The organism is Roseovarius indicus, assembly GCF_008728195.1.
GTDB classification, from domain to species: domain Bacteria; phylum Pseudomonadota; class Alphaproteobacteria; order Rhodobacterales; family Rhodobacteraceae; genus Roseovarius; species Roseovarius indicus.
Map to the genome: position 1 here is coordinate 601,215 of NZ_CP031598.1, position 15,498 is coordinate 616,712.

Sequence of the window (15,498 nt, forward strand, 5' to 3'; positions counted from 1 at the left end):
TTTTGCCTAGCATGCGGGCCATCTGGAGGAGTTGACGCAAGTTAACCGGCCGCCGGCCGGCCTGGCGGCGGCGCTTGTGGCCCGGGCCGCAAAGCCTTATGCGAGGCCCCGTCAAGGAGAGTTGCCATGCCCCATTTTCTGAACGCCGCGGATGCCGGTTTCGAGGAAGACTTCGCCGCCCTGCTGGGGGCCAAGCGCGAAGAGGCGCAGGATGTGGACGATGCGGTGGCCGCGATCATCGCCGATGTGCGCGAGCGGGGCGATCAGGCGCTGATCGAGCTGACGGCGAAGTTCGACCGGATGGAGCTGTCGCCCGAGCGGATGCGCTTCACCACCGCGGAGGTCGACGATCTGGTGGCCCAGGTTTCCCCCGAGGACCGCGCGGCGCTGGAACATGCCGCGGGTCGCATCCGGGGCTATCACGCGCGGCAGATGCCCAAGGACGAAAGCTGGACCGACCCGGAAGGGGCGACTCTGGGCTGGCGCTGGACGCCGGTGTCGGCGGCCGGGCTCTACGTTCCGGGCGGGCTGGCGTCGTACCCGTCTTCCGTCTTGATGAACGCCATCCCCGCCAAGGTGGCCGGGGTGGAGCGGCTGGCGATCACCGTGCCGACGCCCGATGGGGTGGCCAACCCGCTGGTGCTGCTGGCGGCGCGCATCGCCGGGGTGGACGAGATCTACCGCGTGGGCGGCGCACAGGCCGTGGCCGCGCTGGCCTATGGCACCGAGAGCATCGCGCCGGTCGACAAGATCACCGGGCCGGGCAACGCCTATGTGGCGGCGGCCAAGCGGCGGGTCTTCGGGCGGGTCGGGATCGACATGATCGCGGGGCCGTCGGAGATATTGGTGATCGCGGATGCCGACAACGACCCCGACTGGATCGCCGTGGATATGCTGAGCCAGGCCGAGCACGACGAGAGCGCGCAGGCGATCCTGATCACCGACGATGCGGGGTTCGGCGAGAAGGTGACCGCGGCCGTCGAAAAACGGCTGGAGACGCTGGAGCGGCGCGAGATCGCAGGCGCAAGCTGGCGTGATTTCGGAGCTGTGATCGTGGTGCCGGACCTGGAGATGGCGGCGCAACTGGCCGACCGGATCGCGCCTGAGCACCTGGAACTGTGCGTGGCCGACCCCGAAGGCCTGTCGGTCAGGATCCGCCATGCCGGGGCGATTTTCCTGGGCGCCTGGACGCCCGAGGCGATCGGCGATTACGTGGGCGGGCCGAACCACGTGCTGCCGACGGCGCGCTCGGCACGGTTCTCCTCCGGCCTGTCGGTGATGGATTTCCTCAAGCGGACGACGCTGGCCAAGATGACGCCCGAGGCGCTGAAGGCCATCGGCCCGGCGGCGGAGCGGCTGGCGATTGCCGAGAGCCTGGAAGCGCACGGGCTGAGCGTGCGGGCAAGGCTGGATCGGTTGAACGAGGGGTAGCAATTCTCTTTTCGAGGAGGATTGTCGCGCGCTCTTGAGATGATCCGCCGGGACGGGCCGGCGCTCGCCCGGCGCCGCGCCAGGGCGCGGCTTTGCTCCGGGCGTGTGCCAAGCCGCGACGATGGACTCCCAGATCGCGCCGCCCGCCCCGCGGCCCGTCGATGCGCGGCTTCTTGACCGCCCGGGAAAGATGCCGCCATCTTGCGCAGGTCCCAAGCCCCTTTCCGCCACACCGCCGCAAAATCGCCATGCCCCGTCGCTTGGCCGCATTGCCGAGCCGGTTCGGCTGGGCTAGGCAAGGCCACGCGAATAGACGGAAAGACAGTCATGATGAGCCGCATCTGCCACATCGAACTGGACGACGCGAACTTGCCGCCGCCCACACCCGAAATCGAACAGGAGCGCAAGGTCGCCATGTTCGACCTGATCGAGGAGAACTCGTTCAACCTGCCCAAGCGGGATGACCGGGTTGTGCCCGAGGGGCCCTATCGCGTCGGCCTGTCGATCCGGGAAAAACGGCTGGTCTTCGATATCCGCACCGAGGATGGCGAGCCGGCGGCGGAGTTTCACCTGTCGCTGTCGCCCTTCCGGCAGGTGGTCAAGGATTACTGGTCGATCTGCGAAAGCTATTTCGATGCCGTGAAGAACCTGCCGCCGAGCCAGATCGAGACCATCGACATGGCCCGCCGCGGCATTCACAACGAGGGCGCCCGGGTGCTCGAGGAACGGCTCGAGGGCAAGGCGGATGTCGACAGCGACACCGCGCGGCGCCTGTTCACGCTGATCTGCGTCCTGCATTACGGAGGGTGACGCGGTGGTGCAGGAGCTTCCACAATCGGTGCTCTTCTGCTGCGACCACAATGCCGTGCGCTCGCCCATGGCCGAGGGCATCATGAAGAAGCTCTACGGCACCGACACCTATGTGCAGTCGGCGGGCGTCAAGAGCGACATGGATATCGACGGCTTTTCGATTGCCGTCTGCCGCGAGCTGGGGGTCGAGCTTGACCGCCACCGCACACGAAGCTTCGACGAGATGGAGCAATGGGGCGACGACCTGTCGTCGTTCGACCTGATCGTCGCGCTCAGCCCCGCCAGCCAGCGCAAGGCGCTTGACCTGACGCGGCTGTTTCACCTCGACGTGGTCTACTGGCCGATCATGGACCCGACCGGCCTTGGCGAAACGCGGGAGGCCAAGCTGAACGCCTATCGCCAGACACGCGACCAGATCATCAAGCACCTCAAGGACAGATGGGGCGACCCGGGGATTGGATTATGAACGAGACCGTCAAAGCCTATTTCGACGCATTCAACAACGGCGACACCGCCGCGATGCTGGCCTGTTTGAGCGATGACGTGGCGCATCACGTCAACGAGGGGCAGGTGCGCGTGGGCAAGGACAAGTTCCGCGCCTTCTGCGACCACATGAGCCGCTGCTACCGCGAAGAGCTGACCGACATGGTGATCTTCGAGGCCGAGAAGGGCACCCGCGCGGCTGCCGAATACGTGGTGAACGGCACGTATCTGCAGACCGACGAGGGGCTGCCCGAGGCCGAGGGGCAGAGCTATCGCCTGCCCGCCGGTTCGTTCTTTTCGCTGAAGGACGGGCTGATCACGCGCGTCGTCACCTATTACAACCTCGCCGACTGGACGCGCCAGGTGTCGCAGTGATCCAAGTCGAGCGGCTGACGGGTCAGGCGCTGGCCGACGCGCTGGACGACGTGGCGCGTTTGCGGATCGAGGTGTTCCGGGCGTGGCCGTATCTCTATGACGGGGATGCGGGGTACGAGGCGGAGTATCTGCAGACCTACCGCGAGAGTGCGGATGCGATCCTGGTTGGCGCGTTCGACGGCGATCGGCTGGTGGGGGCATCCACCGGCACGCCGATGGAGGATCACGCCGAGGATTTCGGGGCGGCCTTCGCGGGGCAGGGCATCGCGCTCAAGGATATCTTCTACTGTGCCGAAAGCGTGCTGTTGCCGGAGTATCGGGGGCACGGGCTGGGGCACCGGTTCTTCGACGCGCGCGAGGCCCATGCGCGGGGGCTGGGGCGCAGCTACAGCGCGTTCTGCGGGGTGGTGCGGCCCGATGATCATCCCTTGAGGCCTGCCGACTATCGCCCGCTCGACGGGTTCTGGCGCAAGCGGGGCTATGAGAAGGTCGAGGGCGCGGTGGCGGAGTTCAGCTGGAAGGATCTCGACCGGGAGGAGGAAACCGTGCATCCGCTGCAATTCTGGATGCGGCGGCTCTGAGTTGGTCCCCCGACATGCAGAAAGGCCCGCCTTTTTGGCGGGCCTTTTTGTTTGGGGTTTGGGTGTGATCAGTAGCACTGCCATACGGTGACCCAGTTGCCCCAGTAGTCGTAGACGGTGATCCACTCGCAGTAGTAGGCGGTGTCGACGGCGGCCTCTTCGGCGACGGTTTGCGAGGCGGCGGGAGGGGTGAGGCTGGAGGTGTCGATGTCGAAGCTGTCGGAGATGGAGGCCTGGGCGTTTGCGGCGATGAGGGCGAAGGCGGCGGCGGTGAGGAGTTTCTTGAACATTGTCTTGGTCCTTTCGGTGTGGTGTTGTGTGTGTGGCGGTGTTGCCGTGTCTTGGTGGTGTATATATGACACCAAGTATTAGTGTTGTAAAGACACTTAATGGTCGATTGCGGCGCTTATCGCGTAAGCCATTGGAATCCAACGATTCAAATTTGGATGCTGGCGGGGAATAGCGACACGAACCAGCGAGATGCCCCCGGACTCATGGACAGGACCCAGGCCGAGTCGGGCGGGTTTCCACGAGCGGCAGGGCAATTCGCCTTCCGAGTGCTGGTATTCACGGCCAATATCCGACGCGGACAGCACAGGGCTCTGTGAGGCCCCCGCTATTCCCCTAAGCGATGCCAGGACGAAAAAAGGCCCGCCGATTGGCGGGCCAGGTGCTCTGGGAGGAGGGAGGGAGGTTCAGGAGCGAAAGATCAGTAGCACTGCCACAGGGTGACCCAGTTGCCGTAGTAGTCGTAGACGGTGACCCATTCGCAGTAATAGGCGGTGTCGATGGCGGCCTCTTCGGTGACGGTTTGCGATGCGGCCGGGGGGGTGAGGCTGGAGGTGTCGATGTCGAAGCTGTCGGAGATGGAGGCGTTTGCGGTGGCTGCGACGGTTGCGAAGAGGGCGGCGGTGATGATGGTCTTGAACATTGTTTCGATCCTTTGTGTGTGGTCTTGTGTGTTTGGCGGTGTTGCCGTGTTTCGATGGTGTAGTTATGACACTAACAATAAGTGTTGTAAATACACTTAATGACGTTTACGCACCAGATCCCCGCAAGGCATTGGTTTGGAAAGATTCTTTTTTTATTTTATGTTGCCAGACCGGCATGCCTTGGCGCGATCTCGGTCGAAAACGCCCGTTGCAAGAGGCCGGCTAGGGCCGATTCCCACCCCTCCTGACGCAGCTTTTTGCGCGCATTCCGAAAAACTTTGCCCGCCCCCCGTGTTTACAACCGGCGCCGTACCTATATAGTGTCCGCAATACACGTAAGAGCGATCATGACATACCAGTACGAATACCCGCATCCCGCCGTCACCACCGACACGGCGGTGTTTTCCATCATCGAGGGGCGGCTGAACGTCGCCCTGATCGAACGGGCCGGCGAACCCTACAAGGGGCACTGGGCCTTGCCCGGCGGCTTTGTCCAGATGGACGAAGACCTTGAAACCGGCGCCCGGCGCGAGCTGGCCGAGGAGGCCGGGGTCACGCCCGCGCAGCTGGAAGGGCTGCCCTTCCTGCAGATCGGCGCCTATGGCCGGCCCGACCGTGACCCGCGCGAGCGGGTGATCACGGTGGTCTACCTGACGCTGGTGCCGATGGACCGGCTGAAGCTGGTGGCCTCGACCGACGCCGCCAAGGCCGAGTGGTTTTCCTTCGACAACCTGCCCGAGCTGGCGTTCGACCATGCGAAGATTCTCGACGATGCGCGGAACGCGCTGGCCAAGCTCGTGTCGACCGACCTGGGGGATGACGCCTCGGTGGTGTTTTCCTTCCTGCCCGAGGAATTCACCCTCTCACAGGCGCAGGTGGCCTTCGAGACGATCAAGGGCGAGCCCTTGGAGAAGCGGAATTTCCGCAAGTGGATCAATGCGCACTGGGATCTCGAAGACCTCGAGAAGAAGACCACCGGCGGGCGGCACCGGCCGGCGAGCCTGTACAAGCTGAAGGGGCCGAAGAAGGCGGCTTGAGAGGGGGCGGCGCCTCAGACCCCCAGCCAGCGGGCATGCGCTTGGTCGTCGGCCTTCAGCGCAGCCGCATCGCCGCGCCAGACGATCTGGCCGCGGCCCATCAGGCTGATATCGTCGGCCAGGCCAAGGGCGAAGTTCAGGTTCTGCTCGACCAGCAGGATGGTCAGACCCGATGCCTTCAGCTCCTTCAGCTTGCCGAAGATCTGCTGGATGATGATCGGGGCCAGCCCTTCTGTCGGCTCGTCGAGCATCAGGATGCGCGGCGAGGCCATCAGGGCGCGGCCCACCGCCAGCATCTGCTGCTCGCCGCCCGACAGCTCGTGCCCGCCATTGTTCAGCCGCTCGGCCAGGTTGGGGAAGAACGCCACGATCCTGTCGACCGTCCAGTCGGCCCCGGGCCCCGCCAGCCGGCCGGCGAGTTCGAGGTTCTCGCGCACCGTCAGGGCGCCGAAGATATCCCGCGTCTCGGGCACATAGGCCACGCCCAGCCGGGCGATGTCATGGGGCAACCGGCCGGAAATCTGCTGACCGGCCAGCCGCACGGTGCCGACCGTCACCGGCAACTGCCCGATTACCGATTTCAGCGTGGTCGACTTGCCCACCCCGTTGCGGCCCAGAAGCGCGTGCACCGTGCCCTCGCGCACCGTCAGGTCGAGCCCGTGCACCACGCGGGTCTCGCCATAGCCGGTCTCGATGCCTTCCAGCTCAAGCATTCTCTTGCCAGTCCCCCAGGTAAATGTCGCGCACGACCTTGTTGCCGCGGGTTTCCTCCGGCGTGCCCTCGAACACGACCTCGCCGAAATTCAGCACGGTGATCCGGTCGGCCACGTCGAAGGCAAGGTCCATGTCATGCTCGATGATCAGCACGGTCAGGTCTTCGGGCAGCGATTTGAGCAGGCGGTGAAAGCCCTCGATCATCGACGGGCCGACGCCCGAGGTGGGCTCGTCCATCAAGAGAAGCTTGGGCCGGGTCGCCAGGGCGATGCCGACCTCGAGCTGCCGCCGGTTGCCGTAGGAGGCGGCTTTCACGGGCGTATCCAGCAGGTCGGTGAGGGAGACCAGTTCGGCGGCTTCTTCGACCGCTTCCTTGACCCCTCGGTCGCGGAAGCTGTCCTTCACCAGCCAGGCGATCTTGCCCTGTGCGGCGGCGGCGGCCAGCGTCAGGTTTTCCCGCACGGTGAGGTCCTCGAAGAGGTTGTTCTTCTGGTAGCTGCGTGACAGCCCCATGCGCGAGCGCTGGCTGACGCTCAGCCCCGATACCGACACGCCGTCGATCAGGATATCGCCGCCACTCGGGGTCAGCTCGCCCACCAGCAGGTTGAAGAGCGTGGTCTTGCCCGCCCCGTTGGGCCCGAGGATCACCCGGCGTTCGCCCTTTGCCAGCTTGAACGAGACGTTCCGCGTGACCTGGATGCCGCCGAAGGCCTTGGAGAGGTTGTGCACGTCAAGCATTCCGCGCCGCCCCCTCGGGCCGCCGGCGGCCCATCCAGTGCTCGATCTGCCCGTAAAGGCCGCGTCCGCCCGCCAGCACCGTGGCAATGAGGACAAGGCCCACCACGATATGCCAGTGATCGGTGTAATCGCTCAGCTCGTGTTTCAGCAGGACAAAGGCGATGGCCCCGATCATCGGCCCGATCAGCGTGCCGAGCCCGCCGAGGATGACGACGATGAGCGCCTCGCCCGAGACGGTCCAGAACAGGAGTTCGGGCGAGATATACTGGATATGCTGCGCCGCCACGATGCCCGCCACGCCCGCCAGCAGACCGGAAAAGCCCATGGCGCGGGCGCGGTGCATGACGGTGCTGACGCCGATCGCGCGCATCCTCGGTTCGTTGGAATGGATGCCGCAGAGCGTGCGCCCGAAGGCCGAGCGCATGACCCAGGCGGCGGCCACGTAACAGGCGAAGATGGCGAGCACCGCGAAAAGCGCGAAGGGCAGCGACTTGTTCATCGCGATACCGGCCCAGTCGAGGTCGAACCGGGGCAGGCCGCCCATGCCGTCGTCGCCGCCCAGCCAGCGCGACTTGAAGATCACGGTATAGGCCATCTGCCCGAAGGCGAGGGTGGCCATGATGAAATAGATGCCGGTGGTGCGGGCGGTGATCCAGCCGACGACGGTGCCGAAGACCGCTGCCGCCGCGATGGCCGCCACGGCCGAGGGCAGGGCGGGATAGCCCAGCTTGGCCGTCAGGATGCCGTAGGTATAGGCCGAGACGCCGAGAATGGCGCCGTGGCACAGCGAGACCATGCCGCCGAAGCCCGCCACCACGTCGAGGCTGATGGCGAGGATGGCGAGGATGGCGATCTCGATCACGATCTCGCGGGCGAAATAGCCGCCGTATATGGCATAGAGCGCCAGCCCCACCAGCGCGGCGACCAGGAAGACGGAACGGGTCGGGGATTGGTGAAACATCTGCTCACGAGCCTCGCGCGGGGATCAGCCCTTGCGGGCGCAGAACAAGGACGGCGGCCAGCAGCAGGTAGCTTGCCACGGCGGCAAAGCTGGGCAGGAAGGCCGCGCCGACGGTTTCGATGAAGCCGATGATGAGCGAGCCGACGATGGCGCCCTGCAGGCTGCCGAGCCCGCCGATGACGACGACGATCAGGGTGGGGATCAGGATCGAGATGCCCATGCCGGTGGTCGCCGAAAAGACCGGTGCGGCCACGACCCCCGCCAGCCCCGCCAGCGCGCAGCCGACGCAGAAGACGGCGAAGAAGAGGCGGCCGACATTGATGCCCATCGCGGCGGCCATGTCGCCGTTTTCCACGCTGGCACGGATCATCGCGCCGATCTGGGTGCGCGACAGCATCAGCCACAGCGCCGCCATGACGATGGCCCCCAGCGCGATGATGAACAGCCGGTAGGTGGGGTAGGCCACGCCCAGAAGGTTGGACGTGCCCGACAGCCCCTCGGGCGCGCTGAGCCCCAGCGCCACGTCGCCCCAGCCGATGCGGGCGAGATCGAGAAAGACGAAGATCAACCCGAAGGTCACCAGCACCTGGTTCATCGGGCCGGCCCCGCGCAGCCGGTCGATCAGGGTGAAATAGAGGATGGCGCCGATCACCGTCACGCCCAGCGGCGCCAGGATGAAGGCACCCCAGAAGCTGCCGGTCAGCGCCGCGGCCGAGATGCCCAGATAGGCGCCCATCATGTAAAGCGCCCCGTGGGCGAGGTTGACGAAATGCAGCAGCCCGAAGATCACCGTCAGCCCGATCGACAGCAGGAACAGCAGCATCGAGTATTGCAGCGCATTCAGGAACTGAAGAACCCAGAAACCCGCATCCATGACCGGCCCCTTTTCATCCCGGCGTTGGAGACAACCGCGCCCCCGGCCTTGCGGACCGGGGGCGGGCAGGAAGGTTGCGTCAGTCGAGTTCGCAGCCGTTCGGCTCGTCGCGGACGGCCTTGATCGTGCCAAGGATCTTCTGGGTCAGGCCTTCGCCCTCTTTCACCGTCTCGTAGATATAGACGTCGTGGACGATGTTGTTGGTGGCGGCGTCGATCTCGACCGGGCCGCGCGGGCTGTCGAATTTCAGGCCCCGCAGCGCCTTGGCGATCGAGGCGCGGTCGCTGGCGCCCGAGTCGATGGCGGCCATCAGCGCCTTGGCGGCGTCATAGCCCTGGATGGTGAATTCCGACGGGGCCTTGCCCTGCGCTTCCTTGTAGGTCGCCACGAAAGCGTTGTTGGTCTCGTTGTCGACGGTCGGGACATAGTGCAATGCCGCGACCACGCCCACGGCGGCGTCACCCTCTGCGGCCACGTAAAGCGGCGAGGTCACGAAGCCCGAGCCGTAAAGCGGCAGGTCCTTCGCAAGGTCGAACGAGCCGTATTGCTTGACGAAGCTGATCGCCTCGCCGCCCGCGTAGAAGACGAACAGCGCCTCGGCGCCCGACGACTTGGCATTGGTCAGGTAGGGGCCGAAATCGCTGGTCTGGCCGAAGGGCGTGAACTCGCCGCCCAGAACCTCGCCACCGCCTTCGGTGAATTTCTCGGTGAAGGCCTCGACCATCTGGTGGCCGGCGGCATAGTCGGGGGCCAGGGTGTAGGCCGTCTTGACGCCCTGCTGGGCCAGCCATTCGCCCATGGGGCCCGAAACCTGCCGGTTCGAGAACGACACGCGCGAGATATAGGGCGAGCAGTTCGCGCCGGTGGCCTCGTCATTGCCGGCGTTTGCCACGATCAGCGGCACTTCCGCCCCGTCGACGAAATCGCGCACCGCGCCGAGCACGCCGGAGGACACGAGGCCCATGATCACGTCGACCTCGTCTTCCAGCACCAGCTTGCGGGCCTTGGCAAGGCCCACGGGCGGCTTCGCCTCCGTGTCTTCCTTGACCATCTCGAATTCGCCCGTGCGCCCGGCCTCCTCCAGCGCCATGTTGAACCCGAGGGTAATCTCGTTTCCAAGCGCTGCGTAGGTGCCCGAATAGGGCAGCAGCACGCCAACCTTGGTCTGTGCGCTCGCCCCGGTCACGGCAAGCAGTGACGCCGCCGCAGCGGCCATGAACAGTTTCTTCATTGGTATCCTCCCTAGCGATAACCTTCCCAAGGGTAAGGGCAGGTATCGATTCCAGTCTATGCACAAAAGTGCAGTCAGTAAAGGTGAATGTTGCAATATTGCGCAACAAGTGCAGTATAGGGCCAAATTGCTCAAATCGATTCTGTCGTGGCCAATTCGGGAGGAGGCTCACATGTCGCAGGAACGTTTCGAGGCGTTGGTCGGGGAGGTTGCGGAGGCCATCAGGGGCAAGCCGCTCGATTCCGGGCTTGCCGGGTATCTCAACCAGACATGGCCCAAGGAGGGGCCGGCCTTCACCGAACTGCGCGATCTTTGCGCGGAAGGCGAGCGCGACGGCTGGCTGATGTCGCGCGAGGCGGGTGGCATCCGCTTTGGCCGGGCGGTCAAGCCGGGCGGGGCCGCGGGCGATTTCAGCGTCGACGTGGTGCGCATGAAGGATGTGCGCGGGCCGCATCACATTCACCCCACGGGCGAGATCGGGGCGGTCATGGGCCTCGAGGGCCAGCCGCATTTCGATGGCTTCGCCGAGGGCTGGTATGTCTACGAGCCCGGCACCGACCATCACCCCACTGTCACCGGGGGCGATGCCTACGTGCTCTACCTGCTGCCGCAGGGCGCGATCGAGTTTACCGGCAGATAAGCCGGGCACGCCGGGCCGTGCGCCCGGTGACGGGAGGAGGACCCAACATGAACGATAATGCCGCAGTCTATTTCGTGGACCGCCATATCGCGGAAGGCCGCGCCGACAAGGTGGCCTTCCGCGAGGCCGACGGCGCGAAGCGCAGCCTGACCTACGGACAGCTCGCGAGGGAGGCCGCCCGCTTTGGCGGCGCGCTCGACCGGCACGGCGTGAGGCGCGAGGAGCGCATCGCCATGATCGTGCAGGACCAGATCGAATTCCCGGTGATCTTCTGGGGCGCGCTCAAGGCCGGCGCCATCCCGGTGCCGCTCAATACCCTGCTGTCGACGCAGGTCTATGACAGCATCCTCTCCGACAGCCGCGCCTCGATCCTGGTGGTGTCGGAATGCCTGTGGGAGACGGTCGCGCCCATCGTGCAGGACAACCGCTACCTTCGCGCCGTTCTGGTGATCGGCGACGCGCCCGAGGGCACCGAAAGCTACCAGGCCTTCTGCAAGGACGCCCCCGAGATCGAGACGGTCGAGGCCAGCGCCGACGAGCTGGCCTTCTGGCTCTATTCTTCCGGTTCCACCGGCGCGCCCAAGGGCGTGCGGCACGTGCATTCCAGCCTGCAGGCCACCGCCGAATGTTTCGGCCGCGACGTGCTGGGCATCACCGAAGACGATACCATTTATTCGGTGGCCAAGATGTTCTTCGCCTACGGGCTCGGCAACGCGATGTCCTTCCCGATGGCGGTGGGTGCGACCACGGTGATCGCCGCCGGGCGGCCGACGCCGGACCTGGTCTTCCACATCATGAAGGAGGAGCGGCCGACGATCTTCTGCGGCGTGCCGACGCTTTATGCCGCGCTGGTCTTCGAGCAGGAGAAGGCGGGCACGCCGCCCGAGCATTGCATCCGCCTCTGCACCTCGGCCGGCGAGGCGCTGCCGCGCGAGGTGGGCGAGCGGTGGCACCGGCTCTGGAACGCGCATATCGTCGATGGCGTCGGCTCGACCGAGATGCTGCACATCTTCCTGTCGAACCGGCCCGACGATATCGTCTACGGCACCTCGGGCACCGCGGTGCCCGGCTACGAGGTGCGGCTGGTCGACGAGCATGACGAGGACGTGGCCGAGGGCGAGGTGGGCGAGCTTCTGGTGCGCGGCCCGTCGAGCGCCGAGGGCTACTGGAACCGCCGCAACAAATCGATGTCGACCTTCGCCGGCCACTGGACCCGCACGGGCGACAAGTACGAACGCACCCCCGAGGGTCGCTATGTCTACTGCGGGCGCACCGACGACATGTTCAAGGTCTCGGGCATCTGGGTCAGCCCCTTCGAGGTGGAGCAGACGCTGGTCGAGCATCCTTCAATCCTGGAAGCGGCGGTGATCGGCCGGGCCGACGATCAGGACCTGATCAAGCCCGCGGCCTACGTCGTGTTGAAGGACGGGGCCGAAAAGGTCGATGCCGACACGCTCAAGGGCTACGTGAAGGACAAGATCGGCATGTGGAAATACCCCCGCTGGATCGAGGTGGTCGACGAGTTGCCGAAAACCGCCACCGGAAAGATCCAACGGTTCAAACTGAGGGAGAGCGCGTGATGAGCATCGACTGGACAACTGGCAAGGGCACGCTGACGGCGGGCGGCAAATCGTTGGAATGGGCCGCGTTCGGCGACGCGCCGGGCGAAAACCCCGTCATCGTCATGCTGCACGAGGGGCTGGGCTGTCTCGCCCTCTGGCGCGACTTCCCCGAGCGGGTGGCACAGGCCACGGGTTGCCCCGTCCTTGCGTATTCCCGCGCGGGTTATGGCCAGTCGGACCCCGCCGACCTGCCCCGGCCACTGGATTACATGACGCGCGAGGCGGTGGATGTTCTGCCCGATGTGCTGGATGCGCTGGGCGAGGGGCCGGTGATCCTGTTCGGCCATTCCGACGGCGCCACTATCGCCGCCGAATATGCCGGGCGGGTGGAGGATTACCGCGTGCGCGGCCTGATCCTGATGGCGCCGCATTTCTTCACCGAGGAGATGGGCCTGGCCGAGATCGCCAAGGCGCGGGAGGCGTTTGCCGAGGGGGACATGAAAACCCGCATGGCCAAGTACCACCGCGACCCCGAGGCCACCTTCCGCGGATGGAACGACGCCTGGCTCGACCCGGGCTTCGAGGCTTGGAACGTGGCCGAGGTGATCGATTACCTGCGCATCCCCGCGCTGGTGATCCAGGGGCGGGAAGACCAGTACGGCACGCTGGCGCAGGTCGAGGAGGTCGAGACGCGCAGCTATGCGCCGGTCGACGTGGCCGTGCTCGACGATTGCAGGCATTCGCCGCACATGGACCAGCCCGAGCGGGTGCTCGAAGCGGTGGCCGAGTTCACCGCCCGCCTGACTAGGATCGAAGCGGCCGAGGTCGAAATCGCGTGATGCGCGCGCCGTGACCCGTGCCCTGACCCTGCCGCCCCGGCCCTATCTTCCCGGCAAGACCGAGCGCCCCGACGAGGCGATTTTCGAGCCGCTGAAGGAAGGGTTGGCGCCGGGGATGGCGCCGGAGGATCTGGCGCAAAGTGCGGCCTTCCTCGGCGGGATGCAGGCGTTCGAGCAGGGCTATTTCTGGGAGGCCCACGAGCTGTGGGAGGCCGTCTGGATGGTCCTGCCCCCCGCCAGCGCCGAGCGCCACCTGCTGCGGGGCGTGATCCAGCTGGCCAATGGCGGGCTGAAGGCGCGGATGGGGCGCGAGAACGCCGCCCGCCGCATCGCCGGGCTGGCCGACACGGCCCTGCGCGAGGCCTTCCTGCAGGGCCAGGACAGGTTGATGGGGTTGGGCCCGGAAGACGTGGAGAAGATGAGGAATCGGGCGCGAAATTTTGCATCCTGAAGGGATATGCAAAATAATGCCAAATATGCCATGATTGGCAAGATCACGCCATATGTCTGATAAATAAGGCGCTTTATGGTGCATAATTCCGGGGTTTTTCCGTTTACACGACACGCCCTGAGCACTATGATGCATCTTAACGCAAGACAGGATTGGCCCAAGCCGGGAGGACGCCGCGGTGACCAAACTCATAGATTTCCGAACCGACCCGTCGAAATACCGCCACTGGCGGGTCGATTATGACGGCGACGTCGCCAACCTCTACATGGATGTCGACGAAGACGGCGGCCTGTTCGACGGTTACCAGCTGAAGCTCAATTCCTACGACCTCGGCGTCGATATCGAGCTGTCGGATATCGTGCAGCGCATGCGGTTCGAGCACCCCGAGGTGAAGGTCGTTGTCATGCAGTCGGGCAAGGACAAGGTGTTCTGCGCCGGCGCCAACATCCGCATGCTGGGCGGCGCGGCGCACAGCCACAAGGTCAACTTCTGCAAGTTCACCAACGAGACCCGCAATACGTATGAGGCGGCCGAGGCGGACTCGGGCCAGAAATACATCGCCGCCGTGAAGGGCTCCTGCGCGGGCGGCGGGTACGAGCTGGCGATTGCCTGCAATCACATCATGCTGACCGATGACAGCACGTCCTCGGTCGCGCTGCCCGAGGTGCCGCTGCTGGCCGTGCTGCCCGGCACCGGCGGCCTGACCCGCGTCACCGACAAGCGCAAGGTGCGCCGCGACCTCGCCGACGTGTTCTGCTCGATCGAGGAGGGCGTGCGCGGCAAGCGGGCGAAGGATTGGGATCTCGTCGACGAGGTGATCCCCAACTCGAAATTCGACGCGACCGTGCAGGAACGCGCCAAGGAGTTCGCCGCGGCCTCGAAGAAGGCCACCGGCACCGGCATCACGCTCGGCCTTATCGACCGCACCATCGGCGAGGACGGCTCGCTCAGCTATTCGCTGGTCGAGGTGGAGCTTGACCGAGAGCGCCGCCGCGCCACGATCACGATCAAGGGCCCCGAGGGCGAGCCGCCCGCCGACGCCGCCGCGCTGGAGGGGCAGGGCGATCAATCCTACCTGCTGAAGCTCGCCCGCGAGCTGGACGACGCCATCCTGCACCTGCGCCTCAACGAGGCCGAGCTGGGCCTGCTGATCTTCCGCACCCAGGGCGACCCCGAGGCGGTGCTGGCCCATGAAAAACTGCTGCTCGACAACAAGGACAACTGGCTCGCCAACGAGATCCTGCAATACTGGAAGCGCGTCCTGAAACGGATCGACGTGACCTCGCGCAGCCTTGTCGCGCTGGTCGAGCACGGCTCCTGCTTTGCCGGGGTTCTGGCCGAGCTGCTCTGGGCCGTCGACCGCTCCTACATGATGGAGGACGAGTTCGAGGGCGACAACCGCCCCGTCGCCACCGTCACGATGAGCGACGGCAATTTCGGCCAATACCCGATGGGCAACGACCTCACCCGCCTCGAAACCCGCTTCCTCGGCCAGCCCGGCCACGTGGCGGAGCTGAAGGCAAAGACCGGCGAGCCACTCGAGGCCGAGGACGCCAAGGAGGCGGGCCTCGTGACCTTCGCCTATGACGATATCGACTGGGAGGACGAAATCCGCATCTTCATGGAAGAGCGCGCCTCGTTCAGCCCGGATGCGATGACGGGGATGGAAGCCAACCTGCGCTTTGCCGGCCCCGAAACGATGGAAACTCGTATCTTCGGGCGACTCACCGCCTGGCAGAACTGGATTTTCAACCGTCCGAACGCCGTCGGCGAGGAGGGCGCATTGCAGCGCTACGGAAGCGGCGTTCGCGGCAAGTACAACATGGAACGCGTCTGACC

Annotated in this window: 18 protein-coding genes; 11 read left to right on the forward strand and 7 right to left on the reverse strand. The window is 65.4% G+C overall.

All coding sequences use genetic code 11. From position 1 onward, the window contains the following. The first annotated feature begins 126 nt into the window (after positions 1 to 126). The 5 genes from hisD (at position 127) to RIdsm_RS03035 (ending at position 3,680) form a co-directional block, all read left to right on the forward strand. Entirely contained in the window at positions 127 to 1,431 is a 1,305-nt protein-coding gene (hisD, locus tag RIdsm_RS03015) for a histidinol dehydrogenase (RefSeq protein WP_057820955.1), read from the forward strand. A 330-nt stretch (positions 1,432 to 1,761) separates the two neighbouring features. Further along, a complete protein-coding gene (locus RIdsm_RS03020) occupies positions 1,762 to 2,241 on the forward strand; it encodes a UPF0262 family protein (protein WP_057820971.1) in 480 nt (159 codons plus the stop codon). Positions 2,242 to 2,248: 7 nt separating this feature from the next. After that, complete coding sequence (locus RIdsm_RS03025) at positions 2,249 to 2,707, forward strand: arsenate-mycothiol transferase ArsC (RefSeq protein ID WP_057820973.1); 459 nt, start codon at positions 2,249 to 2,251, stop codon at positions 2,705 to 2,707. After that, positions 2,704 to 3,099 (forward strand): ketosteroid isomerase-related protein, encoded by a 396-nt coding sequence (locus RIdsm_RS03030; RefSeq protein WP_057820957.1) that lies wholly within the window; start codon positions 2,704 to 2,706, stop codon positions 3,097 to 3,099. Before RIdsm_RS03025 ends, RIdsm_RS03030 begins: the two co-directional genes overlap by 4 nt. Beyond that, positions 3,096 to 3,680, forward strand: a complete 585-nt coding sequence (locus tag RIdsm_RS03035; protein WP_057820959.1) for a GNAT family N-acetyltransferase — start codon at positions 3,096 to 3,098, stop codon at positions 3,678 to 3,680. Before RIdsm_RS03030 ends, RIdsm_RS03035 begins: the two co-directional genes overlap by 4 nt. Positions 3,681 to 3,748: 68 nt before the next feature. Here RIdsm_RS03035 and RIdsm_RS03040 read toward each other — a convergent pair whose 3' ends face one another. Further along, positions 3,749 to 3,970, reverse strand: coding sequence for a hypothetical protein (locus RIdsm_RS03040; RefSeq protein ID WP_057820962.1), 222 nt, complete (start codon positions 3,968 to 3,970; stop codon positions 3,749 to 3,751). A gap of 419 nt (positions 3,971 to 4,389) precedes the next feature. After that, the gene (locus tag RIdsm_RS03045; protein WP_074940556.1) at positions 4,390 to 4,611 is read right to left on the reverse strand and encodes a hypothetical protein; all 222 of its coding nucleotides are present in this window, start codon (positions 4,609 to 4,611) and stop codon (positions 4,390 to 4,392) included. A gap of 348 nt (positions 4,612 to 4,959) precedes the next feature. On the opposite strand from RIdsm_RS03045, the gene RIdsm_RS03050 reads away from it, so the two are divergent. Continuing rightward, positions 4,960 to 5,649, forward strand: coding sequence for an NUDIX hydrolase (locus RIdsm_RS03050; RefSeq protein ID WP_057820689.1), 690 nt, complete (start codon positions 4,960 to 4,962; stop codon positions 5,647 to 5,649). Between the two features lie 14 nt (positions 5,650 to 5,663). On the opposite strand, the gene RIdsm_RS03055 is transcribed toward RIdsm_RS03050, so the two are convergent. From RIdsm_RS03055 to RIdsm_RS03075, 5 genes are all read right to left on the reverse strand, one after another. Continuing rightward, on the reverse strand, positions 5,664 to 6,362 hold the full coding sequence (locus RIdsm_RS03055; protein WP_057820691.1) for an ABC transporter ATP-binding protein: 699 nt from the start codon (positions 6,360 to 6,362) through the stop codon (positions 5,664 to 5,666). Continuing rightward, complete coding sequence (locus RIdsm_RS03060) at positions 6,355 to 7,101, reverse strand: ABC transporter ATP-binding protein (protein ID WP_057820693.1); 747 nt, start codon at positions 7,099 to 7,101, stop codon at positions 6,355 to 6,357. Before RIdsm_RS03060 ends, RIdsm_RS03055 begins: the two co-directional genes overlap by 8 nt. Continuing rightward, complete coding sequence (locus tag RIdsm_RS03065) at positions 7,094 to 8,062, reverse strand: branched-chain amino acid ABC transporter permease (RefSeq protein WP_057820695.1); 969 nt, start codon at positions 8,060 to 8,062, stop codon at positions 7,094 to 7,096. Before RIdsm_RS03065 ends, RIdsm_RS03060 begins: the two co-directional genes overlap by 8 nt. Before the next feature lie 4 nt (positions 8,063 to 8,066). Continuing rightward, entirely contained in the window at positions 8,067 to 8,936 is an 870-nt protein-coding gene (locus tag RIdsm_RS03070) for a branched-chain amino acid ABC transporter permease (protein ID WP_057820698.1), read from the reverse strand. Between the two features lie 79 nt (positions 8,937 to 9,015). Beyond that, on the reverse strand, positions 9,016 to 10,167 hold the full coding sequence (locus tag RIdsm_RS03075) for an ABC transporter substrate-binding protein (protein WP_057820700.1): 1,152 nt from the start codon (positions 10,165 to 10,167) through the stop codon (positions 9,016 to 9,018). A gap of 172 nt (positions 10,168 to 10,339) precedes the next feature. Between RIdsm_RS03075 and RIdsm_RS03080 the strand changes: the two genes are divergently transcribed. The 5 genes from RIdsm_RS03080 to boxC all read left to right on the forward strand — a co-directional run bounded on the left by RIdsm_RS03080 (position 10,340) and on the right by boxC (position 15,496). After that, positions 10,340 to 10,807, forward strand: coding sequence for a 4-hydroxylaminobenzoate lyase (locus RIdsm_RS03080; RefSeq protein WP_057820701.1), 468 nt, complete (start codon positions 10,340 to 10,342; stop codon positions 10,805 to 10,807). A gap of 47 nt (positions 10,808 to 10,854) precedes the next feature. After that, positions 10,855 to 12,387, forward strand: coding sequence for a benzoate-CoA ligase family protein (locus RIdsm_RS03085; protein WP_057820703.1), 1,533 nt, complete (start codon positions 10,855 to 10,857; stop codon positions 12,385 to 12,387). After that, positions 12,387 to 13,208, forward strand: coding sequence for an alpha/beta fold hydrolase (locus RIdsm_RS03090; protein WP_057820705.1), 822 nt, complete (start codon positions 12,387 to 12,389; stop codon positions 13,206 to 13,208). The genes RIdsm_RS03085 and RIdsm_RS03090 overlap by 1 nt, the downstream gene beginning before the upstream one ends. A 10-nt stretch (positions 13,209 to 13,218) precedes the next feature. Then, positions 13,219 to 13,659 (forward strand): DUF309 domain-containing protein, encoded by a 441-nt coding sequence (locus RIdsm_RS03095; RefSeq protein WP_057820707.1) that lies wholly within the window; start codon positions 13,219 to 13,221, stop codon positions 13,657 to 13,659. 178 nt (positions 13,660 to 13,837) lie between these two features. Beyond that, positions 13,838 to 15,496 (forward strand): 2,3-epoxybenzoyl-CoA dihydrolase, encoded by a 1,659-nt coding sequence (boxC, locus tag RIdsm_RS03100; RefSeq protein WP_074940553.1) that lies wholly within the window; start codon positions 13,838 to 13,840, stop codon positions 15,494 to 15,496. The last annotated feature ends 2 nt before the right edge of the window (positions 15,497 to 15,498 follow it).